Source organism: Streptomyces sp. KMM 9044 (assembly GCF_024701375.2).
Classification (GTDB): Bacteria; Actinomycetota; Actinomycetes; order Streptomycetales; family Streptomycetaceae; genus Streptomyces.
The window spans coordinates 439,340-463,560 of record NZ_CP113910.1; the positions used below are offsets into that span (position 1 = coordinate 439,340).

At 74.8% G+C, this 24,221-nt stretch carries 13 protein-coding genes and 3 pseudogenes; 2 read left to right on the forward strand and 14 right to left on the reverse strand.

Annotated features, from left to right (window positions below):
* The first annotated feature begins 58 nt into the window (after nucleotides 1-58).
* A complete protein-coding gene (locus HUV60_RS02100; RefSeq protein ID WP_257852626.1) occupies nucleotides 59-559 on the forward strand; it encodes an FAD-dependent oxidoreductase in 501 nt (166 codons plus the stop codon).
* Nucleotides 560-603: 44 nt separating this feature from the next.
* Here HUV60_RS02100 and HUV60_RS02105 read toward each other — a convergent pair whose 3' ends face one another.
* From HUV60_RS02105 to rpmG, 13 genes and pseudogenes are all read right to left on the reverse strand, one after another.
* Nucleotides 604-2,625, reverse strand: coding sequence for a condensation domain-containing protein (locus tag HUV60_RS02105; protein ID WP_257852624.1), 2,022 nt, complete (start codon nucleotides 2,623-2,625; stop codon nucleotides 604-606).
* Nucleotides 2,622-4,058, reverse strand: a complete 1,437-nt coding sequence (locus HUV60_RS02110) for a class I SAM-dependent methyltransferase (protein WP_257852623.1) — start codon at nucleotides 4,056-4,058, stop codon at nucleotides 2,622-2,624. Before HUV60_RS02110 ends, HUV60_RS02105 begins: the two co-directional genes overlap by 4 nt.
* Nucleotides 4,055-5,437 (reverse strand): class I SAM-dependent methyltransferase, encoded by a 1,383-nt coding sequence (locus tag HUV60_RS02115; RefSeq protein WP_257852622.1) that lies wholly within the window; start codon nucleotides 5,435-5,437, stop codon nucleotides 4,055-4,057. Before HUV60_RS02115 ends, HUV60_RS02110 begins: the two co-directional genes overlap by 4 nt.
* Entirely contained in the window at nucleotides 5,415-7,025 is a 1,611-nt protein-coding gene (locus HUV60_RS02120) for an ABC transporter ATP-binding protein (RefSeq protein ID WP_257852621.1), read from the reverse strand. Before HUV60_RS02120 ends, HUV60_RS02115 begins: the two co-directional genes overlap by 23 nt.
* Nucleotides 7,022-7,843 (reverse strand): ABC transporter permease, encoded by an 822-nt coding sequence (locus tag HUV60_RS02125; protein WP_257852619.1) that lies wholly within the window; start codon nucleotides 7,841-7,843, stop codon nucleotides 7,022-7,024. Before HUV60_RS02125 ends, HUV60_RS02120 begins: the two co-directional genes overlap by 4 nt.
* Complete coding sequence (locus tag HUV60_RS02130; RefSeq protein ID WP_257852618.1) at nucleotides 7,840-8,820, reverse strand: ABC transporter permease; 981 nt, start codon at nucleotides 8,818-8,820, stop codon at nucleotides 7,840-7,842. Before HUV60_RS02130 ends, HUV60_RS02125 begins: the two co-directional genes overlap by 4 nt.
* Nucleotides 8,817-10,394 (reverse strand): ABC transporter substrate-binding protein, encoded by a 1,578-nt coding sequence (locus tag HUV60_RS02135; RefSeq protein WP_257852616.1) that lies wholly within the window; start codon nucleotides 10,392-10,394, stop codon nucleotides 8,817-8,819. Before HUV60_RS02135 ends, HUV60_RS02130 begins: the two co-directional genes overlap by 4 nt.
* A 47-nt stretch (nucleotides 10,395-10,441) precedes the next feature.
* Nucleotides 10,442-17,230 (reverse strand): type I polyketide synthase, encoded by a 6,789-nt coding sequence (locus HUV60_RS02140; protein ID WP_269441104.1) that lies wholly within the window; start codon nucleotides 17,228-17,230, stop codon nucleotides 10,442-10,444.
* The gene (locus HUV60_RS02145) at nucleotides 17,227-21,336 is read right to left on the reverse strand and encodes an amino acid adenylation domain-containing protein (RefSeq protein WP_257852614.1); all 4,110 of its coding nucleotides are present in this window, start codon (nucleotides 21,334-21,336) and stop codon (nucleotides 17,227-17,229) included. The genes HUV60_RS02140 and HUV60_RS02145 overlap by 4 nt, the downstream gene beginning before the upstream one ends.
* 99 nt (nucleotides 21,337-21,435) lie before the next feature.
* Nucleotides 21,436-22,188 (reverse strand): class I SAM-dependent methyltransferase, encoded by a 753-nt coding sequence (locus HUV60_RS02150; RefSeq protein ID WP_257852613.1) that lies wholly within the window; start codon nucleotides 22,186-22,188, stop codon nucleotides 21,436-21,438.
* A gap of 178 nt (nucleotides 22,189-22,366) precedes the next feature.
* Nucleotides 22,367-22,585: pseudogene (locus HUV60_RS02155) on the reverse strand (cobalamin biosynthesis protein CobW); the annotation flags it as partial.
* Nucleotides 22,585-22,761 (reverse strand): annotated as a pseudogene (locus tag HUV60_RS02160) (50S ribosomal protein L31); the annotation flags it as partial. The pseudogenes HUV60_RS02160 and HUV60_RS02155, both read right to left, overlap by 1 nt.
* On the reverse strand, nucleotides 22,758-22,922 hold the full coding sequence (gene rpmG / locus HUV60_RS02165; RefSeq protein WP_257852611.1) for a 50S ribosomal protein L33: 165 nt from the start codon (nucleotides 22,920-22,922) through the stop codon (nucleotides 22,758-22,760). The pseudogene HUV60_RS02160 and the gene rpmG, both read right to left, overlap by 4 nt.
* A gap of 133 nt (nucleotides 22,923-23,055) precedes the next feature.
* Between rpmG and HUV60_RS02170 the strand changes: the two are divergent.
* Nucleotides 23,056-23,178 (forward strand): annotated as a pseudogene (locus HUV60_RS02170) (30S ribosomal protein S14); the annotation flags it as partial.
* 162 nt (nucleotides 23,179-23,340) lie between these two features.
* On the opposite strand, the gene HUV60_RS02175 reads toward HUV60_RS02170, so the two are convergent.
* Nucleotides 23,341-24,153, reverse strand: a complete 813-nt coding sequence (locus HUV60_RS02175; RefSeq protein ID WP_257852610.1) for a class I SAM-dependent methyltransferase — start codon at nucleotides 24,151-24,153, stop codon at nucleotides 23,341-23,343.
* Nucleotides 24,154-24,221: the final 68 nt, after the last annotated feature.

The following is a 24,221-nucleotide window of genomic DNA, read 5'->3' on the forward strand; positions in this document are numbered from 1 at the left end:
TTGTTCGGCCGGGGGGGTGTACCACTGCCCGTTCTGCCACGGCTGGGAGACCAGCGGGATGAGCCTGGCCGTCCTGGGACACGAACTGCCGCAGGTCATGCAGGCCCTGTATCTCACCGACCGCTTCAGTCCCGACGTGATCGTGTGCACCAACGGGCATCCGGTGCCCGAGCAGGCCGCGGGCAGACTCGCCGACGCCGGGATCGCCGTGGAGAAGACGGCGGTGGCCCGCGTCGAGGGCGAGGAAGGCGCCGTCCGTCTGGTCCTCGCCGACGGGCGGGTGCTCGAGCGGCAGGGCGTCTACCATCGGGCCCCCACCCGTCAGCACTCCCCGCTGGCCGATCAGTTGGGATGCCGGATGCTGCCGGACGGTTGCGTGCGGGTGGACGAGTTCCAGCGCACGTCCGTGCCCGGTGTGTACGCGGCCGGCGACACCGCCCGGCTGGAGGCCCTGCCGGACGCCCTCACCTTCGTGATCACCGGCGCCGCCGACGGCGCCCGCGCCGCGGTCTGGCTCGACCAGGAACTCTTCCGCGAGGACGCCGGACTGGGCGGCTGACACCGAGGTGCGGCGGGGGCGGGTCCGTCCCCGCCGCACCTTTCTCATCGGTCGTCCGGTTCACGCAGGGCGGCGGCGAGTCCGGCCACCGTGGGCTGCCGGAGGAAGCGGCGGGGTGTCACCCGCCCCAGTCCCTCCCGCGCGAGCGACCCGAGCATCCGCATCGCGAGCAGCGAGTCGCCACCGAGCGCGAAGAAGTCGGCGGTGCGCTCGTCGACCGGACAGTCCAGCAGCTTCTGCCAGTGCGACGCGACGGCTCGTTCCGTGTCGTCCCCGGGCGGTCCCGGTTCCGTTCCGCCGACCTCCGCCGCGGGTACGGACAGGCGCCGGCCGGGCGCCGGCCGGGTCGGCTCCGCCTGCTCGCCGTCGACCGCGTCGGGCAGTTCGACCACGGCGGACCAGCCGTCCGGTTCGACCAGTGACTCCACGGTGGCCATGAGATCGCCGAACATCCGGTCGACGTCCTGTGCCGCGAACAGCTCCTCCACCAGTGAGAAGACGACCACCAGTTCACCGCGCAGCTCGAACAGCCTTACCTCCAGGGCCACCTGGGGCGTCCGCAGCTGCTGGTGGTGGCTCAGCAGGTCGATTTCGCCCAGCGGTCCGGCTTCCTGGGGCACCTCACTGCCCAGCGCCGCGTCCACGCCCAGGGTGGACTGGAAGACGACCGGCGCCACCGGGCGGTGGGTGCCCCGGCGGCGGCCCAGTTCGCGGGAGACCTCCACCCCGGTGATCAGGTTGTGGGCGAGGGCGTCGCCGATGTCCTGCTGGGCGCGGCCGGCCAGGTCGGCGAAGACGGGGGCCGCCGGCAGGTCGACCGGCAGGAGCATGGTGGAGGAGAAGGCTCCCACCAGGCGGGAGACGTCGGGGTGGAGCGGAAGGCGGTTCAGCTGCAGGGTGTTGAGCAGGAAGCGGCGGTGGCCGCAGGCCCGGGCGACGGCGGCGGCGAACGCGGCGAACATCGCGGCGGAAGGGGTCACACCGTGCCCGGTGCACAAGCGGCGCAGCTGCGACCAGCGCTCCGGATCGAGCACCGCCTGCCGGGTGCCCATCAGAGTGGGGCGTACCTCCCCGGCATCGGCCACCAGCGGCAGCGCCGGCGGCAGCGGGAAGCCGTCGAGGCGGTCCCACCACCAGTCGCGGTCCCGCTGCCACGCCTCGGTGCCGGGCAGGTCCCGCAGGGTCGTCACGTAGTCGCCGTAGTCGATGTCCAGCGGCGCGAGAACGGCGTTGTAGTCGGAGACCAGGGCGAACAGGTCGCGGTAGAAGACGCCCGAGGACCAGCCGTCGATGATCAGCAGACTGGTCGAGGAGTGCAGCCGGGCGCGGGCGCCGGGCATCAGCGTCAGGCGCATGTCCAGACCGCAGCCCTGGGACGGGTCGGGGCCCTCGGTGCTCATCGCGTGGCGTATCTCCGCGAGCCGGGACGCGGCCGTCTCCTCGTCGGCGTCGCGCAGGTCGGTGACCTGGAGCTGTGGGACCGCCTCCGGATCGTCCAGGGGCAGGATGCGCTGCCGGCCGTCGGGCAGGATGCGGGCCCGCAGGACGGCCTGGTGCTCGGCGAGGCGCTCCAAGGCGTCCTGCAGCGCCTCGGGGGCCTCGTCGGCGTCGATGTCCTCCAGTCCGATGTCCACGTAGTGGTGTGCGGAGCGGTAGGACAGTTCCCAGGCGTCCTGCTGGCCCACGAAGTAGCCCTGCTGGAGCGGCAGGAGCGGAAACGGGGCGTCCGGCTCCTCGCGCCGGCGCAGGTCCAGGGGCAGCGGGCGCAGTGCGCCCGTTCCCGACCCGGTGCTGCGTTCGTGGACGAGGGCGGCCAGTTGCGCGGCGCTCTGCTCGACGCGGACGTCCGCCAGCGCCAGCGGCGTGCCCAGCCGTTTGCGGAGCATCGCGGCCATCCGGACGGCCAGGACGGAGTCGCCTCCCAGGCTCAGGAAGCTGGCGTCCGCCGGTACGGCGGCCAGGTCGGTCTCCAGGGCGTCGGCCCATACGGCTCGGACGGCGTCGACCAGATCGGCAGGGGCCGGCCGAACGGGGGTGGTGTGCCCGGGGGCGGGTACTGAGGTCAACAGGGGGCTCCAGTCGGGATGATGGGGCGGATGACGTCGTCCACGGCATGGATCCGTGGCAGGGGGAGGGCAGGGGACAGTCGGTCGGCGAGCGCGGCGCGGACGCGGGCGGGATCCGGGCGGGCGCCGTGGGACCTGACACGGCCCGCGACGACGCGCTGGCCCGCGGCCTCGGTGAGGGGATGCCCCTCGTGCGGCAGGACGGGCAGGGGGTCGAAGCCCGCCGCGTCCAGTTGTCGTGTCCACTCCCCGGCGGTGAGGAAGACCCGGTCCTGGCCGGCCCGCAGGTCCGTGAACCAGTCCTGTTCACCGGGCGCCGGTGACATCAGCAGGTACATGGAGATGAGCGCCTGGTAGTGCTCCTGGCACGACTCGACCAGGACCAGCAGGCCGTCGGGCGCCAGCAGTTCCCGCAGGGCCGCAAGACAGCGTCCGGCGTGCCGTGCGTTGTGCAGGACGTTCGCCGCCAGGACGACGTCCTGGGAGCCCGGCCCCAGGCCCTGCCCGAGCGGGTCGGCCTGGATGTCGAACAGGGCGTGCCGCAGGCCGGGGCGGTCGCCGAAGACGTCCCTGGCCGTCCGCAGGAAGAACGGGGAGACATCCGTGAACAGGTAGTCGACAGGCGTGTCGCCGAGCGCCTCCAGGACGGTGCCGGTGGTGCCGCCCACGCCGGCGCCCGCCTCCAGGACGCGCAGGGGAGCCGGTGTCGTCCGGTGATCGGCCTCATCGGTGACCAGGGACGCCGCGGCGTGGTTGGCCCAACGGCTGGGAACACTGTCGCGGTAGTTGCCCCGCGCGGTGCTCGTCTCCCCGTCGGGGAAGAGGACCTCCTGCAGTGACGTGCGGTCCTGGAGCAGCAGCGGGAGCCGTTCGGCCGCGGCCCGGAAGAAGCGGGTCATGGACGCCGGGTAGCCCAGGCCCCGGCAGGCCCCGTCCAGCTCGCGCAGCGCCCGGGCGTGGGCGCTGCGGTCCGGCACCGTGAGGGAGTGGTAGCGGCCCGTCGCCGCGTCCAGCCGGAGCCGGCCCTCCGCGGTCAGGGTGGCCAGCCAGCGCCGGATGATCCACGCATGCCGGGGTGCGACCGCCAGGGCTCCGAGGATCTCGTCGGTGCCGCGCCGGCCGCCGTCGCGGAACAGCCGGGTCCGGTCGAGCAGCCGGGCCGTCGTCAGCAGCGCCGCCTCGTCGAGCTGTCGCATCAGCGCCGGGAGGGCGGCCGGATCGGTACCGCGTACGGCGGCGTCACCGGCGGCCGCGGCCCGGCTCACGGCGCGGGCGTCGTCGCGGGCGTCGTCGCGGCCGGGACCGGCCGGCGGCCGCGTCTCCGGTGGCGGGCCCGCCACCAGCAGGGTGTCCTGCCCGCCGTCGCGCACCAGTTGCCAGGCCGTCACGCCCGGCAGCCCGGTGAGGACCGCGTCGGTGAGGGCGCCGTTCACGAGTGGCCGTCCTCGAGGGCGTCCACCACGGTGATCATCGGTGGCGGCGTGTCCGGCCCGGTCCGGCGCAGGTGGTCGCGCAGTATCTCGGGCAGGCGACGCCGCACGAACAGGGGGAACGGCTCGTGGGCGGTCGGACCGGAGGGCCTCGCCCCCGCCACGGCCGCGGCGGGGGCGCAGTCAGCGGGCACCGCCACGGCCAGCATGCGCGGGTCGGCGACATCGAGCAGCACGGCGGCGTCCTCCCCCTCCAGGGCCTCGCGCAGGGTGTACGGGGTCACCGCCCCGGGAGCGTCGTGGAGAAGGGCGTTGGGAATCCCGTGGACGATGACGGGACCTCCGTCGAGCGCCTCGCGCAGCGCTTCCCGGACGCCGTTCCCCCGGTGTCCGCCCCAGGACGTGCGGCGCACCTGCCGGGTGCCCGGACCGCCGGTGGGCAGGCCGACGCGCAGGACGACGTCGTAGCGGTAGCGGGTGAGTTCGGTGTCCCCGGCCATGGTGCGGGCGTGCACGCTCATGCGGACCGGCCGCGGCTGGGCCACGACCGCCGCGGCGACGGCCGCGGGGGTGAAGGACAGTTCCTCGTCCGCCTCGGCGGCGGCCGCGGCCCTGGCGGCGATCGTCGTGTCGTCCGCCTCGGGGTCGCGCGCCCGTTCCAGCCGTCCGAAGTGGTCGAGCAGCAGGCCGGAGTGCCGGATGTCTCCGACGATCACGGTGCCGCCGTCCTCGACGGTGGACAGTGCCCCGTGCAGCACGGTCGTCAGGTAGGCCAGGTCGGGGAAGCACTGGGTGACCGAGTTGAGCAGCAGGCAGTCGGGGAGCACGTCGGGGCCGAAGACGGCGTCCACGGCGTCCCGCACCCAGGAGGCGGTCGCCTCGTGGGCGGCGGCCCGGACGAACGCGGTGCGGGGCAGGCCGGCGCCGGTGAGTCGGTCCACCGCGACCCGGGCGACGTCGGTGCCGACGTACCCGTCCAGGTACGGGTGCAGGCGGTGGGCGAGCAGACCGGTGCCACAGCCGAGTTCCAGCAGCCGCGTCGGGCGCTGGGCCAGGACGAGGTCCACCGTGCGGTCCACCCAGTCGCGCATGTGGGCCTCGGGCAGCGGCGCTCCGGTGTCGGACGCCCGCCACCCGGACAGGTCCAGGTCGTCGGCGTGCCGCCCCTCGGCCGTCTCGTACACCCACTCGTAGACCTCGGCCCACTGTTCGAGGTGCTCGCGCAGCAGGGGGCCCGGCCCGGGTGAGGCGGTCACGGCGTCCGGATGCGGGACGACCAGGACGCCGCCGTCGGGTGCGGGTCGTGCCCGGGCCACCCAGGGATGGGCTGCCAGCAGGTCCGCGATCCGGCTGGTGTGTTCAGCCGTCGTGTGGTCGGACACGGGAGTGCTCCGTTCTCTCGTCGGGGGGATGCCCGGAGGGCATGGGCGGCCGGGGGGCCAGGCGGCGCCCGGTCAGGTGGAGGACGCGGTCGGCGCGGGCGGCCGTGCCGGCGTCGTGCGTGACGGTCAGGACGGCGGGGCCGTTTTGCCGCAGCCGGTCCAGCAGGTCGAGGACGAGTCGTGCCGAGTCCGGGTCCAGACCCGCGGTGGGTTCGTCCAGCAGCAGCACGTCGGGCTCGGCGGCGAGCGCCCGGGCGAGGACGACCCGGCGGCGCTGGCCGCCGGAGAGTGCCACCGGTCTGCGGCCGGACAGCCCGGCGGGGAGTCCCACGGCTTCGAAGAGTTCTCGTACACGTTCCCGCCCGGCCGTTCCGGTCGTGCCGTGGAAAACCTGCAGCGGCCGGGCCACCGCTCGGCCGGCGGTGTGCGCCGGGTTGAGTTCCGCCACCGTGTCCTGTCCGGCCAGTTGGACGGCGCGCAGCGTCCGCCGGTCACGCGAGCGGGTCCCGGCGGGCACCGGGTGTCCGTGCAGCAGCAGTTGTCCGCCGGCCGGCGGACGGCGGCCCGCGAGGGCGTGCAGCAGGGTCGTCTTGCCGCTGCCCGACGGTCCCGTGACGGCCAGCCAGCCGCCCGCCGGCAGGTCCAGGTCGCCGGCATCGAGCAACGGTGTGCCGTCCGGAGTGAACAGGGTCAGGCCCCGCGCCGACAGCGCGGGAACCGGAGACGGGGCAGGGCCCGCCGTGCGGGGCGGACGCCCGGCCCGTGGCGGGGCGGGGTCGGCGGACTGCCGGAACGTCTCCTTCCACAGGGTGCGCGTCGTCCGTCCGCGTACGGCGGTCGCACGCGACGTGTGCCGCGCGGCGTCCGCACGGGAGGCCGCCGCGCGCGCGTCGGCGGCCAGCACCAGTGTCCGGTCGGCCAGTTCCGCGGCCAGCCGGGCATCGTGCGTGACCAGGACGACGCACCGGCCGGGGGTCCCGCGGAGGGAGTGCACCACTTCGGCCACCAGGTCGGCCGTCGCGCGGTCCAGCGCCGAGGTCGGTTCGTCCAGGACGAGCAGCTCCGGCTCGGCGCACAGGGCTCGGGCCAGGGCGACCCGTTGGGCCTGTCCGCCGGAGAGTTCCCCCGCCCGCCGGGAGGCGAGCCCCGGCGGGAGGCCCAGTCGGTCCATCAGGGCCTCGACCCGCCGGGCGCGGGCGGCGGTGTCACCGGTGAACTCCTCTCCGATCAGCCGGTCCACACGCCACAGCGGATTGAGGGCCGCGCCGGGGTCCTGCGCCAGCCAGCCGCACCGGGCACGCCGCCACCGCCCGGCCGCCCGGCCCTGCGGCACCGTCGCACCGCGCCAGCGCACGGTGCCCGACGCGCGGTGCAGTCCGTCCGGGAGAACGTCGAGCAGGGCCCGCAGCAGCGTGGACTTACCGGCACCGGAGGCGCCGGTGACGGCCAGCACCTGCCCCGGGCCGACGCGGAGGTCGACCGGCGGCAGGACGGGGACCTCGTCCGGGGCACGGCGAACGGTCAGGCCCTCGGCCGTCAGCAGCGGGGCATCGGCGGGAACGAACTCGTCGGGGGCACGGACCGTCATACCGCCTCCCCCGGAGCACGGGCGGCCGTCCGGGCTGCCGCGGCGAACACCCAGGCGCAGCCCGCCAGGGGAAGCGCGGGCGCCAGCAACGCCCAGGGATTGAGCGCGGCACCGGGCAGGTTCTCGCTGAGCATCAGGGCCCAGTCGGGGTCCGGGGGCTGGGGCCCCAGGCCGAGCACGGCGAGGGCCGCGGCGATCTGCAGTGCCGTGACGAGCCGGAGCCCGGCGTCGGCGGCGACCAGGCGGCGCAGGGTGGGCAGTACCTCGTGGAGCAGGACGGCGGGTGTGCGCTCGCCGCGCTCGGCGGCGGCGTGCACGTGCCCGCTGTCGCGCAGCTGCGCGCACTGCGTGCCGACGATCCGCGCGGTGAGCGGGGCTCCCGCGAGTACCGACGCCACGACGACCGCCGTCGCCCCCGGCAGGGCGGTGGCCAGCACCAGCGCCAGGACCAGGGCGGGGACGGCCAGCAGCACGTCGCACAGGGCCCGTACGGTGCGGGCGGTGCGGCCGCCCGACCAGCCCGCGGCCAGACCGAGGCCCGTGCCGCAGACGACGGCGGCGACCGCGGCGAGCAGGGACACGGTCAGGAGCTGGGTGCCCCCGGCCAGGACGCGGGACAGCACGTCACGTCCCAGGACGTCGGTGCCCAGCGGATGCCGTGCGCCGGGCGGTGTCCACGGGGCGGCGACCGTTCGCTCCGGCGGGTGCGCGGCGGCGTACCGGCCGAGCGGCACGCACACCAGCAGCGTGAGGGCCGCGGTCACGGACACCGGGGGGCGGACGGCTTTGGACAGGAGCGGCAAGGACCTGCCGGTCACACGGTCCTCCCCGCATCCGGCACCGAGGGGCCGGTGTTTCCCGCGGGGCCCGGCACCGCGGTGCGGCGGGCGGCCAGGTCGGCCAGCAGCATGCCCAGCAGCAGGACGACGGCCGGGAGGAGGGCCGCGGTCTGGATGACGGGGACGTCGCGCACCGCGACGGCGGACACCAGCAGCTGCCCCGTGCCCGGATAGCCGAACAGGGTCTCCGCCAGGGCGGTTCCCGCCACGAGACCTCCGGCCAGCAGGGCCGTCACCTGAAGTGCCGGCGCGTACAGGAAGGGCAGGACGTGCCGGTGGAGCACGAGCGGCGCGGGCAGTCCGCGCAGCCGTGCGTCGGCCACGTGCGGGCGGCGCAGGGCGTCGCCGAGCGCCCCGCGCAGCAGGACGGTGGCGAACGCGGCCGAGGGCAGCGCCAGGGTGAGGGCGGGCAGCACCAGGAGCCGGGGGTCCGCCAGGAACGAGCCGCCCGGCGGCAGCAGGGACACGGGGGGCAGCCAGCCCAGCAGCCCCGCCAGGACCGCGCCGAGCACCGCCGCGTAGACCGGCTGTGGCACGGCGGCCAGTCCGGTCGAGGCCGAGCCGCCCCGGCCGCCGCGCAGGTACGTGACGGTCAGGGCCGTCGCGGTCAGCAGCACGGTGACCGCGAGCGCCACCGCAACCAGGGCGGCGGTGGCGGGCAGCCGCTCGGCGAACAGCGCCGCCACCGGCCTGCCGCCCGCCAGCGAGCGTCCCAGGTCCCCCCGGGCCAGGCCGTACAGCCAGTCGAGGTAGCGCACCGCGGCCGGCCGGTCCAGCCCGAGGCGGCCCCGCTCCGCCGCGACGTCCTCCTGGGTGGCCCGGCCCGTCGTCCTCAGCTCCCCGGCGTCGCCGGGGAGCAGTTCGGTGGCCGTGAAGACCACGGCCGTGGCGGCGACGGCCAGGACCGCGGCCCGGCAGACCGGGCGCAGGGCACGGCCGACAACGCGCAGCGTCACTTGGCCATCCACACCTGGTCGATGAACATGCGCTGGAAGCCGGGCCCGGCGGGCAGGCCGCGGACGCCGGGCGCGGCGAGGTCCAGGCCGTCGCCGGTGCCCCAGACGACGTAACCGCCGTCCTTCCACAGCTCCCGCTGGATGCCGGAGAGCAGTTCCTCGCGCCGTGCCTCGTCCGCGGTCGACATGGCCCGGGCGAAGCCGTCGTCGAAGGTCCTGCTGCGCCAGGCGGTCTCGTTGGTCGGGGAGTCGGACAGCAGCCCGACGCGGACCAGGTCGGGGAAGGAGATGCCGCCGTAGTACCCGGTGTAGAAAGCCTTCTTGGCGTAGACGGCGGTCCAGTAGGTGTCAGCGGGCTCGACCTTCACCTCGGCGTCGACGCCGATGTCTGCGAGCTGCTGGGCGTAGAGGGTGGCGGCGGTGTCCATGCCGGGGTAGGACGTGGTGGTGTGCAGGGTGACGGACAGTCCGTCGGTGTGGCCCGCCTCGGCCAGCAGCCTCTTGGCCTTCGTCACGTCGCGGGTGCGCTGCGGCAGGTCCTCGGGGGCCGAGGGGTCGTAGGGGGTGGGAAGGTCGTTGGCGACCTTGCCGTAGCCCAGGAACACGGTGTCGACCAGGGCCTTGCGGTCGGCGGCGAGGCGGAACGCCTCACGGACCCTGGGGTCGTCGAACGGTTCGGTGTCCAGGCGCATGACGAACGGGTACTCGGTGACTCCGTCGCGCCGTACGACCTGGGTCTTCGCCGAGGAGCCGGCGCCCTTGACGACGGCGGGGCTGACGCTGCCGGCGACGTCGGCCTGCCCGGAGGCGACGGCGTCGGCACGTGCCTGGGGATCGGCGACGGCCTGGATCTCGATCCTGTCCAGGTGCGGACGTTCGCCCCACCACTTCTCGTTGCGGGTCAGGACGGTGCTCTGGGCGCCGGTCCGCTCCACCTGGTACGGCCCTGATCCGGTGACGGGGCGGGAGAAGTCCTTGGTGCCCTCGGGCACGACGAAGGTGACGGATTCCAGGGCCCGGGGTGCGTCGGCCATCGGGGTGCGGGTGGCCAGGACGACGGTGTGCTCGTCGGGTGCGGTGGACTTCGCCATGTCGAAGTCGGCGAGCCGGCCGTAGTTCTCGGCGGCCTTGCCGCTGATGCGCCGCAGGGAGTACAGCACGTCGGCGGCGCTCACCGGCTCGCCGTCGGTGAAGCGTGCGTTCTCGCGCAGGGTGAGGGTCCAGCGGTCCATGGCGTCGTTGGGCTTCCACGACGTCGCCAGGCGCGGCCGGGTCCTCCCGTCCTCGCCTGGGACGGTCAGGACGTCGTAGGTCAGGGCGAAGCGCAGGACGTCGGACTCGTTGCCGAGGCCGCCGTGCGGGTCGTCACCGGCGGTGGCGGGGGATCCGGCGACGGCGTAGCGCAGGGTGCCGCCGTCGACGGGGGCACCCGTGGCGGATGCCGGGGTGTCGGTGGTGGAGGTGGTGGTGGAGGTGCCGGAGCAGGCGCTCAGCAGCAGGGTGCCGACCGCCGCGAAGGCGGTGAGGGCGGATCTGCGCGACAGGGGGGTACGGGGTGACGGATGCTGGTGCATGGGTGCTTTCCGCGAGGGGTTCGGTTGTCGGGGCGGGCGGCCGGGGTTCACCGGCCGGTGTGTACGGCGGCCAGGGCCCGGTCGATCAGGGCGGCGGTCCGCCGGACGGCGGGGTCGTGCAGCAGGGAGTAGTGATGGCCGTCGACCGTGTGGGCGTCCACGGGGCCGTTGACGTGCGGCAGCCAGCCCAGGGAGGGCAGGTCTCCGGCGTCGTCGACGCCCATGCCGACGCCGGCGTTGTGCGGCGAGGGACGGGACGCGGCGATCAGCAGCACGCGGGTGGCCGGGTCAGTGAGGTGCCCGGCCCGGTGGTCCGCCAGTGCCCGCAGGTGGCGTTCGAAGACCTCCAGACGGGTGTCGGCTGTATCGCGCGGGCCGAGCAGGCCGGCCGGTCGCAGTCGTTCGGTGACGGCCCGGCGTACCGCCGCCGGGTCCGGGGCGGTGCGGATCGTCTCCGCGTCCGTGCCGAGGTCCAGGTCGAGGTCGAGGAACGCCTCCAGCGAGCGCAGGTAGCGGACGGCCGCGAAGGCGGTGTCCTGGGTGCGGTCGGTACCGCCCAGCGCCCGGATGCGGTCGGGGGTGTTGGAGTCGATCAGGACCAGCAGGTCGGTCCGCTCACCGCGTCGTTCGAGCTCCACGGCCATCTGGTGGGCGACCGTGCCGCCCATCGACCAGCCGCCCAGCAGGTAGGGGCCCTGCGGCTGGTGGGCACGCAGTGCGGCGAGGTAGCGGTCGGTCATCCCGGCGATGGTCCGCGGGCCGGTGCCGCCGGTCAGGGCGGGATCGGTGAGGGCCACGACGGGCCGGCCGTCGGTGAGGAGACGGGCGAGTTCGCCGTAGCACAGCACGTCCCCTCCGGAGGGGTGCATGAGGAACAGGGGGCGGTCGCCGTCGCCGTCGCGCAGCAGCAGGGCCGCGTCGGGGCTCGGGGCGCGGCCGGCCGGTTTCCGTGTCCGGGCGACGTCGGCGGGGGCCGCCCGTCGCGGTTCGCGGACCGGGGTGGAGGGCTCAGTGCGGGGCTCGTCGAGGTCCCATGCTCGTGGTGCGTCGGCCAGCCGGCGCACCCGCTCCGTGTAGGCGGCGAACGCCGCGTCCGCCGCGTCGGCGGGCAGGGCGCTCTCCAGCACGTCCCACTGGAGCAGCAGCGCCCCGTGCTGCTCGATCACCTGGTGGTCCAGCCAGGTCTGCGGGGTGCTGCTCGCTCCGTACACCGGTGTGCCCGCCCAGTCCAGGTCGTGTCCGCCGCCGAGCGGTCCGGACAGGCCCAGGGCGCTGGTGAAGACCACGGGAACGGACTCGGAGCGGCCGGTGCGTGAGGACTTCTCGGCCAGCAGGTCGAGCGCGGAGAACTCCCGGTGGTCCAGGTCCTCGAAGAGGGTGCGCTGGGCCCGTACGGCCGCCTCGGCGAAGCAGCGGGTGTCCGAGCGGTCCACTTCGTGCAGCATCAGCGAGGTGAAGTCGCCGACCACGGCGTCCGCGCCGGGGAGTCGCGTGGGCCGGTCGAAGAGGGTGAGGGTGACGGCGAACCGGTCCTGCCCGGACCAGTCGGCGAGTGCCTCGCCGTAGGCCGCCAGTAGGACGGCCGTGGGGGTCAGCCCGCGCCGGGCGGCCTCGGCCTTGAGTGCGTCCCAGCGGTCCGGCTCCAGACGGGCGGTGCGCCGTGCGAAACGGGGCCGGTCCCCGGGGCTCCCGGCCTGGACGGGCAGCGCGGGTGCGCCGGGCAGGTCGTCCAGCCTGGCGCGCCAGTAGGCGGCGGCCCGTGCGTACTCGGGTCCCTCGGCGCGGCGCTGGAGCTCGGCCACGCAGTCCGCGAAGGTGGTCTCCAACGGCGGTAGTAGAGTGTCGGGGTCGTGGTAGAGGGTGCGCAGTTCGCGGTCCCAGACCAGGTAGCTGGCGGTGTCGCACACCAGCACGTCCACGTTGACGAACAGGCGCACGATGTCGCCGGGCAGCCGGGCAGCCCGGATGTCGACCAGAGGCCAGCGGCCCGGGCGGGGCTCGCGGCGCACCATGCGCTCGCGGACGCGCTCCAGCTTCCGGGCGCGCTCGGTGTCTCCGTCCTTCGTCAGGTCCTGCACCCGGATCCGGTAGGGGGGCACCTTGTCGAGCACCCGGTTGCGGCCCTCCGGCGAGACAACCGCGCGCAGCATCGGGTGGCGGGCGATGACCGCGTTCCAGGCCGCCTCGTAGCGGCCGGTGTCCAGTCCGGGGCAGTCGTATTCCAGGTGGAAGGAGCAGGGGACGTCACCGAGGCGGTAGCCGCCCGACCCGCCGACCCAATAGGCGTGCTGCACCCGGGTGAGGGGGAACTCCCGCGGACCGTCACCGGTTTGTGGGGACGGCCCGCCCGTGTCCTTCGGTCCGGCGGGGGCGTGCCGGGGTTCCCCGCCGGGCAGCATCGGGGCCAGGGCCGCGACGGTGGGCCGGGCGAGCAGGTCCTGCAGTCGCAGGTCGGCGCCGTGGTCGTCGCGCAGCCGGGCGAGCATCCGGGTGGCCAGCAGGGAGTGTCCGCCGAGCGCGAAGAAGTCGGCGTCACGGTCGGTGACGGGGAAGCCCAGCAGGTCCGACCAGACCTCGGCCAGGAGTGTCTCCGTGCCGGTGGTGAATCCCGCACCGGTCTGCGGCTGTGCCGCGGGCTCGCCGGGAGCCGGTACGACCGGGGTGGGTACGGCGGTGGGCGTGCCGGCGGTGCGGGGCGCGAGATCGGCCGGCGAGACGGCGACGGAGGCCGGGGCGCGGCCCCGGGCCGCGAGCGCCAGCAGCCGGTCCACGGTGCGCATGCCGTCCGCCAGGCCGATCGAGTGCCGTGAGGCGACGGTGCGCTCGCTCCGGCCGGGGCCGACCCGCCAGCCGTCCCAGGCCACGCTGATCCAGCGGGGCGTTCTGGTGCCGATGGTGTGCTCGTGCTCGGCGAGGGCGTCCAGGTACCGGTTGACGGCGGCGTACGGGGCGAGGCCGAGCCCGCCGACGAACGCCGTGGCCGAGGACATCAGCAGGACGGTGGCCGGGCGGCGGCCGGGCGGGAGTCCGTGCACGGCGCCGCGCAGCGCGAGGGCCGCGGTGACCTTGGCGTGCGCGTGCGCGTGGACGGCCTGCTCCCCGGTGGCGCGCAGGGGGGCGACGGCGGCGGAGGCGACCACGCCGGCGGCGTGCACGACCAGGTCCAGCGGGCCGTCGCGGTCGGTCAGTTCCCGCAGCAGTTCCGTCGTGGCGGCGGTGTCCGCGGCGTCCGCGGTACGGATCTCGATGTCGGCGCCGGAGTCCCGCAGGACACGGATCGTCTCCGCCCGTTCGGCTTCACTGCTGCCGGGTTCGGGGTCCGGGGCGAGCCCGGTGCGGCCGGTCACCACGACCCGCCGTCCGGAGCGGGCCAGGTGTCCGGCCAGGGCCAGGCCCACGTCTCCGAGTCCGCCGAGGATCACCGCCGTGCCCGTCCCGCCGTCGGCGCCGGCCGGGCCGTCCGGGTCCGGCGGGGGCGCGGACGGACGCCAGGGGGTGATGCCGCGCGTCCAGCGGTGTCCGCCACGCAGAGCGCACTCGACGCCGTTCGGGCCTCCCGACAGCAGGTCGGCGGCCTCCGCCGGCACGGCCCGGACGTCGTCGGCCTCCGGCGGTCCGGCCGGCAGGTCCACCGAGCGCCAGCGCAGGCCGGGGAACTCCTGGGCGAGGACGCGGGGAACGGCGAGGGTGGCGGCGGCGTGGGCCGTGGGCCGGTCGGCGCTCTCCACCTGCTGGGCGTTGTGGCTGAGGTGCAGCAGGCACGTGCGGTGTGCCCAGGAAGCGGTGGCCCGCGCCACCTCCGCGTAGTGCAGAACCGACGCGCCGACGGTTTCGGCGGGGTCGTCGCCGGTGTCACCGTACGGGCCGACCACGACGACGCCCTCGCACGGAGTGCCGGGGTCCCGGGCCACCTCGTCGAGGGTGACGGTGCGGGCCCCTGCTGCGGCGAGCGCGGCGCGCACCCGCCCGGCCGACGGTGAACCGGGCGGAGCGGCCACGAGCCAGCGGCCTCGCAGCACCGGCCGGTCCGCCTCGACGGGGGGCGTGCGCCGCCAGACGGGCAGTTGGAAGGGCTCGGACTCGTTCGGGGCGGCTCGCCCGGCACGGTGATCCCGGCCGGCCGCCGCACCGGCCGCTGCGGTGGCCCGCGCGGTGGTGTCCGGTGGATCGATCCACAGCCTGCGGCGCGTCAGGGGCAGGCCCGGCAGGACGACACGGCGTCGCCCCGGGCGGTGCAGGGCTGCGGCGTCCAGGGGGACTCCGTGCGTCCACAGCTCTCCGGCGGCCTCGAGCAGCGCGGCACGTCCTTGGCGGGGCTCGTCGCGGTCGGGGAAGGTGGCCAGGGTGGCCAGGGGTCGCCGGTCCCCCTGCTGACGGGCCAGCTGGAGCAGTGCGCCGCCCGGCCCTGCCTGGACGAGGACGGCCGGCCCTTCGCCCAGGGCGGTGGCCAGGGCGTCGGAGAAGCGCACCGTGGAACGCAGGTGCGCCACCCAGTGGTCGGTGCCGGGAGCGGTGTCCAGCAGCTTCCCGGTGAGGGTCGTGGCGAGTGGGATGCCCGGGACACGCGGCCGGACGGTTTCGGCGGCCGCGCGCAGCTCGGGCAGGACCGGATCGACCAGACGCGAGTGGGCGGCCGCGTCGAGGGAGAGCCGCACTGTGCGTTCACCGCGTGCGGTCAGGGCCCGCTCCACTTCGGCCACGGCCGGCGCGGATCCGGACACCACACAGGACTGCGGGCCGTTGACGGCGGCCAGGTCCACTCCGGTGTGCTCGGCGAGCAGGGCGAGGGTCTGCCGCTCGGTCAGCGGGACCGTCAGCATCACCCCGCCGCCGGCCGCCCGGGACATGCCGTGTGAGCGGACCGCCACCAGCGTCGCGGCGTCGGGCAGGGACAGGGCTCCGGACAGCACGGCGGCCACGTACTCGCCGAGGCTGTGGCCCACCACCGCGTCCGGTTCGACCCCCCAGGAGCGCAGCGTGCGCGCAGCGGCCAGGGAGACGGTGAACAGGGCGGGCAGTCCGTGGCCGGGGTCGCGCAGCAGCCGGCGTGCGTGCTCGTCGGACGGGTCGGCGGTGATCAGCGCGGTGAGGCCGGTGCCGGTTCCGTCGTCGAAGAGGTCGGCGCACTCGCGCACGGTGCGGCCGAACTCCTCCTCCTCGGAACACAGTTCACGGCCCATGCCCGCGTACTGCGCTCCTCCGCCGGGAAAGGCCAGCACGACCCGGGGCGCCGTGGGGCCGGGCCGGCACCGTGGGGCGGTGCGCAGGGCGCGACTGTCGGCCTCCGCCGCCCCGGTGATCACCGCGGCGGCACGGTACGGCAGTGGGGCGCGGCCGGTGTGCAGGGTGTGGGCCGCGTCGGCGGGCGTGACCGCCGTGGTGTGCAGGGCGGTCGCGGTGGCCTCGGCGAGGCGGGTGAGGGCGTCGTCGCGGTGTGCGCTGAGCAGGGCGAGCTGCGGGCGCGGATCGGCGGGGGGTTCGGGGCGGACGGGGGCGCTGCCCAGGACGACGTGACAGTTGGTGCCGCCGATGCCGAAGGAGCTGACGCCCGCGTACCGGGGCCCGGCCCACTCGGTGGTCTCGTGGACGACGGTGAAGGGCGAGTCGTCCAGCTGGAGGTCGGGGTTGAGGGGCAGGGCGTCCAGGGTGGGCGGCAGGAGTCCGTGGTGCAGGGCGAGCACGGTCTTGGCGAAACCGGCGATGCCGGCGGCCGAGTTGGCGTGCCCGATGTTGCTCTTGACCGAGCCCAGGGCGCACCAGGCCGGGCCGGTGTCGCCGAAGACGCGGCGCAGGGCGGCGACCTCGACGACGTCGCCGAGGCGGGTGGCGGTGCCGTGGGCCTCGACGTAGGTGATGTCCCTGGGCGTGAGGCGGGCCACGGCGAGCGCCTCGGAGACGACCCGGGCCTGTCCGCGCGGCGAGGGGGCGGTGAAGCCGGTGCGGTCGCCGCCGTCGTTGTTCGCAGCGGAGCCGTGCAGGACGGCCAGGACCGGGTCGCCGTCGTCGAGGGCGTCGCGCAGCCGTCGCAGTACGGCCACGCCGACGCCCTGGGTGTGCACGATGCCCGTGCCCCCGGCGGAGAAGGTGCGGACGTGTCCGTCGGCGGAGAAGATCCCGTCGGGGACGTGGAGGTAGCCCCTGCCCTGCGGGACGATCAGGGAGGCGCCGCCGGCGAGGGCGGTGTCGCACTCCCCCGCCAGCAGGGACTGGGCGGCCAGGTGCACGGCGACCAGGGACGTCGAGCAGGCGGTGCCGACCGCGACGGCGGGCCCGGTGAGCGCGAGGCGGTGCGCGACGTGCAGGGGGAGATAGTCGGCGACTCCCGCGAGGGCCGCCTGGAGGCTGCCCACGGGGTCGGTGTCGGAGGCCGCGTACCGGTCGGCGAGGTTGCGGGCGAGGTAGTCGCTGTGGGCGGCGCCGGCGAAGACGCCCACAGCGCCCGCTCCGACGCCTCCGCCGTGCCCGGCGCTCTCCAGCGCGCGCCGGCACGCTTCGAGGAAGAGCCTCTGCTGAGGATCCATCACGGCTGCTTCGGCGTCGGTCAGGCCGAACGGCTCGGGGTCGAACCGGTCCTGTTCGTCGATGATCCCGCTGACGGGTATGTGGGCGGGGTTGGCCGGCGGCCGTGCCGGGATGCCGCGTTCGGCCGGTTCCCGTTCGCTCTGCCGGGTCAGCCCGCTGCGGCCGCCCACGAGCAGATCCCAGTAGGCCGCCGTGTCGGGGGCGCCGGGGAACCGGCAGTCCAGGGCGGTGACCGCGATCAGGTCGTCACCGGCCTCGTGGTCGGGCCGGGGGATGTCCACCGTGTCTCCTCGGGAGGAAGGCTGTTCGCTCATCGCGTGGTCTCCTCGGCCAGGGCGCGTGCGGCGACGCGGGACGTTCTGCGCATGGGCCGTTCGGATGGCGGGGGCACGGGTGGCGCAGCGGCGTCGGTACCGGCGGCGGCGAGACCTCGCTCGGTGTCCGGGGCGCTCTGGGCGGTGATGCGGGCGGCCAGGGCCGCGACGGTGGGGTGCTCGAACATGTCCGCCAGTGCGAGGCGGGGGGCGATGCTCTCGCGGAGCCTGCGGTGGGTGAGGACCAGGGTGAGGGAGGCGGCCCCCAACTCCCCGAAGGTGCTGTCGGGTGTCACCGGCACATCCGTGAAGTCGGCCAGGATGCCGCTCAGAGCCTCCAGTACGGCCGGGGACACGGGCGCGTCCGCGCCCTGCCCGCGGTGCCGGGGCGCCTGAGCGGATGCGGTGCCGTACCGGTCCGGGGCCAGAGCGCCGGGCGCCGGCCCGGACGGGGAGGGCGCCGGGGGGGCTGGAGGTGCCGGGGGGTCCGCGGGCTGGGGATGGCAGACCACCTCCACCAGCCCTCCGGGGCCCAGGCGCGGCGTTGCGGCTCTGCCGGCGGCGGTCCGCGCCACGTGCCGGAGCCATTGGGCGGACGCCTCCAGTGCCTGGTCCGGCCTGAGCCGTCCGGGCCGCACCACGACGGCGGCCTCCAGGCCCAGGGCAGCTGCCTCGGCCAGCGCCGCGGCGACCCAGTCCCCGCCCGGGGCCGCGACGGAGCCGGATTCGGTGTCGGACTCGGCGTCGGACTCGGCCGGAGCCGTACTCGGTGCCGCGGAGGGCCCGTTCGTCACGGCGGCGGCCGGGTCTGGTCCGTCGGCGCCGGCGGGCCGGCCGTCGGTGGGTGCGGCGGTCAGCGCCGCGTGGTCGATCTTGCCGTTCTCCGTGACCGGCAGTTGGTCCAGGATGACGAACCGGCCGGGCACCATGTAGTCGGGCAGCCGTTCACGCAGAGCGTCCGCCAGTTCCTGGGCGGTCGGCGGTTCGCTCGCGCCCCGGGGCGCGAGGTGCGCCACCAGCCGGGGCCGCCCGTCGGGACCCCGCACCGACGACACCACGCACTGGCGGACCGCCGGATGGCGGGCCAGCACCGCCTCCACCTCGCCCAGTTCGATGCGGTGCCCGCGGATCTTGACCTGCCGGTCGACGCGGCCGAGGAACTCGATGGTGCCGTCGGCGGTCCACCGGCCGAGGTCACCGGTGCGGTACAGGCGGCGGCCCAGCACGGGGTGGACGGCGAACCTCTCGGCCGTCTGGACCGGATCGGCGGTGTAGCCGCGGGCCAGCCCGTCGCCGCCGATGAACAGCTCCCCCGCCTCACCCACCGGACAGGGCGCGCCGTCCTCGTCGAGGACGAGGAGGCTCTGGCCGCGCAGCGCCCTGCCGTAGGGGATGCTGCGCCAGTTCGGGTCGGTGCGTTCCACCGGATGGGTGATGGACCAGATGGACGCCTCGGTGGCTCCGCCCAGGCTCATCACCCTCGCCCGGGGCGCGAGCCGTCGCAGCCGGTCGGGCAGGGTCAGGGGGATCCAGTCGCCCGAGAGTATCACCAAGCGCAGGGAGCGCAGCGCCTCGGCTGCCTCCTCCGGTTCCATCTCCGCGTACTCGACCAGCATTTCCAGCAGAGCGGGTGCGGTGTTCCACACGGTGACGCCGTGTCGGCCCGCCTGTTCGAGCCAGTGCTGCGGGTCGCGCTGCCGGGCGGGGTCGGGCAGCACCAGAGCGCCGCCGACGCCGAGGACGCCGTAGACGTCGAACACGGACAGGTCGAAGCTGAGCGCCGACAGCGCCAGCACGCGGTCGTCGGGGCCGAGCGCGAACCGGTCGACGATGTCGTCGATGGTCGTGCGCGCGGCCCGGTGTTCGATCTCCACGCCCTTGGGGCTGCCGGTGGAACCCGAAGTGAAGATGGTGTAGGCGATGTCCTCGGGACGCGGGGTCGCGAGCGGCGCCACGGGTCCGGTGGGGCCCGCGGCGGTGCGGGCGGGGCGCCCCGCGGCGGTCAGGCGGTGAACGGTGACGCCGTCGGGCCAGTCGGTCCTCACTCCCCGGCCGACCAGCGCGTGCCGGACACCGGCCCGCTCGCAGACAGCGGCGATCCGCGCGGCCGGCCAGGAAGGTTCCACCGGCAGGTAGCCCGCCCCGCTCAGGCTGACGCCGAGCACGGCGGTGATCTGCGCGGCACCCTTCTCGCAGGCGACGGCGACCATGTCGCCGGGGCCCGCCCCGTGAGCGGCCAGGAGTGCCGCGGTGGCGGCGGCGTTGTCCGCGAGGCGTGCGTGGGTGACGGTGGCGGTGGGGGTGCGCAGGGCGGTCCGCCGCGGATGCCGCCGGGCCGCGTCGGCGGCCGGATCGTGCAGCAAGGGGCCCGCGGTCGTGAAGGGCACGGCGTCCAGGGGCTCTTCGGGGTGAAAGGAGGGGTCCCAGCCCAGGGCGGTGTCGTGCCAGGCGTCGGGGCGTGTCAGGGTGCGGAGCAGGCGTACGTAGGCGTCGAGCAGGGCCGGTGTCCAGCCGTGGGGGAACGCCCCGTCGACGGCGTCCCAGGCCAGGCGGAGGCGTCCGCCCTCGTCCCACACGATGTGGTCGAGCAGGACCTGCGGGGTCTGGGAGATGCCGTACACCTCCTGGCCGATCCAGGCGGCCGGGGACTCCCCATCGCCCGCGAGACCCACCCCGCTGGTGAAGACCACCGGATGGCTGGGGGCTCCCACCGACGGCGGGTTCTGCGCCCGTACCTCCCTGAGCACCTCGACACCGGACACGGACCGGTGGTCCAGGTCCTCCCAGAAGCGGTGGTTGACGGCGGCGGCGTAGTCGGCGAAGCCCTTCCAGTCGACGGGGTCGAAGCGGGGCGTGCCGACCAGGGCGGTGGTGGTGAAGTCGCCGACCACGCCCTCGGCTCCGTCCTCGTCCTCCGGGCGGTCGAACAGGGTGGTGTTGAGGCAGATCCGCTCTCCTGCACCCCACCGGCCGAGGACGACGGCGAAGGCCGCGAGCAGGGCGGCGGTCGGCGTGACGGCGTGCTCGGCGCACCGGGCGCGCAGTTCCGCCCAGGCCGTGGCGTCGATTTCGGCGGCGGAGCGGACGAAGCGGGGCGGGGTGGTGTCGGCGGGGTCGCGCAGCAGGGGCAGCCGCGGCGACGGCGGCAGTTCGGTAGCGCGTTCGGCCCAGTAGGCGCGGTCGCGGGCGCGCCGGGCCCTCCGCTCCGGGTCCCCGGAGCGGGCGCGCTGCAGGTCGGCGAACCGGGCCTTCGGCTCGGGAAGCCGGTGGGCCGGGTCCTCGACGAGACGGCCCCACTGCCGCATCAGCAGCATCCAGCCGGCGAGGTCGGTCAGGAGCACGTCCACGCCGACGTGCAGCCGGGTCCGTCCGTCGGGCAGCAGCGTGGTGTGGATGTCGAAGAGTGGCCAGGAACCGGTGGGCCGGTTCTGGTGGGAACGCTCTCGCCGCTGGGCGGACAACGTTTCCCTCACCTGTTCCGCGGGCTCGCGGCGCAGATCGGTGACACCGATCCGGTAGGGGCAGGGAGAGGCGGTGATGCGCTGGCGGCCCCGGGCGTCCACCGTCATGCGCAGCATCGGGTGGTGTTCGATCAGCCGGTTCCAGGCGGCTTCCAGCCGGGCCACGTCCACGAGGGGGTCCGCGTCGCCGGGGGTGCGGTCGTACTCGTAGTAGTAGAAGGTGGCGACCCCGCCCAGCGGCATACCCTCGGCCCGCCCCGCGAGATACGAAGCCTGGATGGGCGTCAGAGGAAAGCCCTCCCCCTCCGTTTCCCCGTCGGGCCGTGTACCGCCGGGCTCCGCCCCCGTCCGCGCCCCGGTACCGAGAGGACCGGCATCAGGGACCTCCTCCGGCATGCGATCGGCGAGCAGGCGGTCCGCCACCGCGCGGGCCGTCGCACCGTCACCGAGGAAGGCGGTCAACGGCAGGTCCTGGCCGGTACGTTCGCGGATACGCCGCCTCAGCCGCACCGCGGTGAACGATTCGAGTCCCAGGGCCGCGAACGGAGTCGTCCGTGCGACCTCCTCCGGTGGCGTGCCGAGGACTTCGGCGATGCAGTCGATGACGCGGGCGAGGACGTCGTCACTCGGCACAGGCTGGTTCATCCGGTCTCCGTCACAAGGCGGGCAAGAGAACGCTTCCCCCTGCCGGAGGGCCCGGGGGAAGCGGAACACCAATGAACCTAGATGAAAACGATTATCAGATCAACTAACGTGCGGCGGCAGATCATTCGTGCGCTCCAGAACACACAACCCCAGCCCGGGATCACCCGCCCGGCGCAGCGTGAACCCCGCCTCGGCGGCCTCGGCCGCCAGTGCGTCCTCCGCGGCGACCCACCAGCGGTACTCGACCGACGTCCCGGCCAACGGCCGGCCCTGACGCAGGACGCCGTACTCCATGCACCAGGTGATCTCGTCCGTCCCCGTGGGGCACGCGCTCGCCCAGCCCTCGTACTCCAGTTCACCGACGACGACCCGGGCCATCCGCACCCGCTCCACCTCCACCGGGGCGAACGGCGGAGTGATGTTGAACACCAGCGCCCCGCCCGGCGCGAGTTGCCGCGCCGCGCGGCTCCACAGCGCGCGCCTGTGCCCGGGCGACAGGTGGCCGATCATGTTCAGGGCCACCACCGCGCGCACGCCGTCGGGCCAGTCGGCGCTCGCGCAGTCGCCGGGAACCACCGTGACACGCTTGCGCAGTTCGTCGTCCTCGTGGACTCGGGCGAGCAGGACGGCACGCATCGCGGCGGAGGGCTCGACGGCGAGGACCGGCACCTGCGGCAGCGCCTCGCAGATGACTCGCACACCCCGGCCGGACCCCGCCCCGAGGTCCATCACGGCCCCGGTCGAGGCCCGGAGGTGCGACAGGGCGTCCGCCAGGGCCGGAGCCATCGGCTCCCACGACTCGGCGATCATGATGTCGAGGTACTCGGCGGACCGCTCATAGGGGTCGCTCATCACTGCTCCAGAAACTCGGTGCCACACGGTTCGTCAAAGGGTGAACGCGCACACGGGCACCACGGTCCGCCGGCACGGACACCGCGGGGGCTCCCGACGGCCGCCGGGGCCCGCTCCCGGACCAAGTCGCGCGACGCTCACCCCACACAGTAATCGGAAATGAATTTCACTGCCAGAAGTGAGTGAGGGGATCGGTGTGTTCGGGGTGCCAGCCCACGGAGGCGGCGAGGCGGCGTTCGGCGGGCACCATCTCCCAGGCGGCTTCGGGCAGGACGGCCAGCCGGGGTCCGGCCGACTCCGCGCGCAGTGCGCCGGGTGCGGCGTCCCACGACAGCAGGGCGTCGGGGCGGTCCGCCAGCCAGAACCGTCCACGGCTGCGGGCGGCGGCGCAGGTCAGGGGTGGCTCGCCGAGGAGATCCCGACGTCGACGACCGGGCAGGTGCCGCCGTCCTCCCACTCGACGGTCTTGTCGCTCGTGGCCGTCGAACGGGTCAGGAAGGCGAAGCCCGCGGCCCGGTCACGGAGGACGCCCGGGCGGTACTCGGGGTGGATTCCGGGCTGCGAGGCTCTCAGCGCTCCTCACGGAAGTCGACGTGGCGGCCGGCGACGGGGTCGTACTTGCGCAACGTCAGCCGGTCGGGGTCGTTACGGCGGTTCTTGCGGGTCACGTAGGTGTAACCGGTGCCGGCTGTGGACCTCAGCTCGACGATCGGGCGGAGTTCACTACGGACCATGGACCGCACCCCGCACTCTATTGATTTTCATTTTCATAAAGCTGCCGGTGTGCTGCCCCTCGCCCCTGACAGCACTCGAGGAGGAACCATGTCCGCCCACTGCCGACTCACCGGCCGACAGCCCGGCTTCGGTCATCGCGACTCCGTGGACGGCCGCCCCCGCGGCCACCTGCGCGACTTCGGCCTGTCCCGCATCCGCCTGCGCGAGATGGCCCATGCGGACGAGCTCCCGGGCGTCACCAAGAGCAGTTGGTGAACCGCACCGGCGCGTGACCGTCCAGGGGACCGGTGACCGCCTGTGCGACGGTCGCTGTCACGCCACCGAACCAACATGAGGATGGTGGCCGGGCGCGCTGCGGGGGGGGCGCCCGGTGACGACCGGGACGAGATCCTGATGAGCCTGGCCCTCTGAAGCCGCTCACCTCTCCCGTACGGCTCCTGCCTCGACCGGGGAACCGGCCCCGGTCGCGCCGCCCATGACCGCCACCAGTACGGCACTGTCGCCGAACTGCCAGACCGGCGCGACATGGGCGAAGCCGGCCCGGCGCAGCAGCTCGGCGTGACGGCACACCGTCATCTGCTCACCGCTTTCGCGGTGGGCCGGCCGGCGTTGCCCGCGCTCCGTGAACAGGTCGGCCAGTTCCGGCTCCCTGGCCGCCGCCTCCCACCAGGACCGCCAGTCCTCCTGGGCGCGTTTGCCCGTGCGCTCCGACCGGCGGCGGCCCACATGGGCGGTGAGGTCCGAGCACGGTGACGTGTCCGGCGGGAAGTGGTCGCCGTTGACGAGGACGCCGCCGGGGCGGAGCAGGGACGCGAGGCCGCGGTAGGCGCGCAGCAGTACCGGTTCCGTCAGGTAGTGCAGCGCGGTCGTCGAGACGGCGGCGTCCAGGGGACGTTCCAGCCCGAGGGTGTCGGTCCAGCCCTCTTCACCGATGACGGTGTCGACGTAACGGGCGGCGTCGGCATAGTGCGTGCGCCCCAGTTCCAGCAGCAGGGGGTCCATGTCGGCGGCGACGATCTCCGCGGCCGGGAAACGGGCGGCGAGCCTGGCGGCCAGGGAGCCGGGGCCGCAGCCCAGGTCGAGCAGGAGGGGCCGGGAAAGGCCGGCGGTGGCGTGCTCGACGACATCCGCGACCACGGTGAACCGCTCCTCGCGGTCCACCGCGTACCGCTCCTGCTGCCGCTCCCAGCGCTCCACCCATTCCCCGGCCGTCGCCATGCTCACGCCCATCGCGCGCGCCACCTCATCCGTCTCTCACGTGTTCCTGGACAGTGACGAATCTACAGGTGGAAACGGTT

Bases quoted from the DNA above. Each gene is read 5' to 3' on its own strand.
- HUV60_RS02100 (WP_257852626.1), top strand. From the start codon at position 59: ATGAGCCTGGCCGTCCTGGGACACGAACTGCCGCAGGTCATGCAGGCC.
- HUV60_RS02120 (WP_257852621.1), bottom strand. From the start codon at position 7,025: ATGACGGTCCGTGCCCCCGACGAGTTCGTTCCCGCCGATGCCCCGCTG.
- HUV60_RS02135 (WP_257852616.1), bottom strand. From the start codon at position 10,394: ATGCACCAGCATCCGTCACCCCGTACCCCCCTGTCGCGCAGATCCGCC.
- HUV60_RS02140 (WP_269441104.1), bottom strand. From the start codon at position 17,230: ATGAGCGAACAGCCTTCCTCCCGAGGAGACACGGTGGACATCCCCCGG.
- HUV60_RS02145 (WP_257852614.1), bottom strand. From the start codon at position 21,336: ATGAACCAGCCTGTGCCGAGTGACGACGTCCTCGCCCGCGTCATCGAC.
- HUV60_RS02150 (WP_257852613.1), bottom strand. From the start codon at position 22,188: ATGAGCGACCCCTATGAGCGGTCCGCCGAGTACCTCGACATCATGATC.
- rpmG (WP_257852611.1), bottom strand. From the start codon at position 22,922: ATGGTCCGTAGTGAACTCCGCCCGATCGTCGAGCTGAGGTCCACAGCC.
- HUV60_RS02175 (WP_257852610.1), bottom strand. From the start codon at position 24,153: ATGGGCGTGAGCATGGCGACGGCCGGGGAATGGGTGGAGCGCTGGGAG.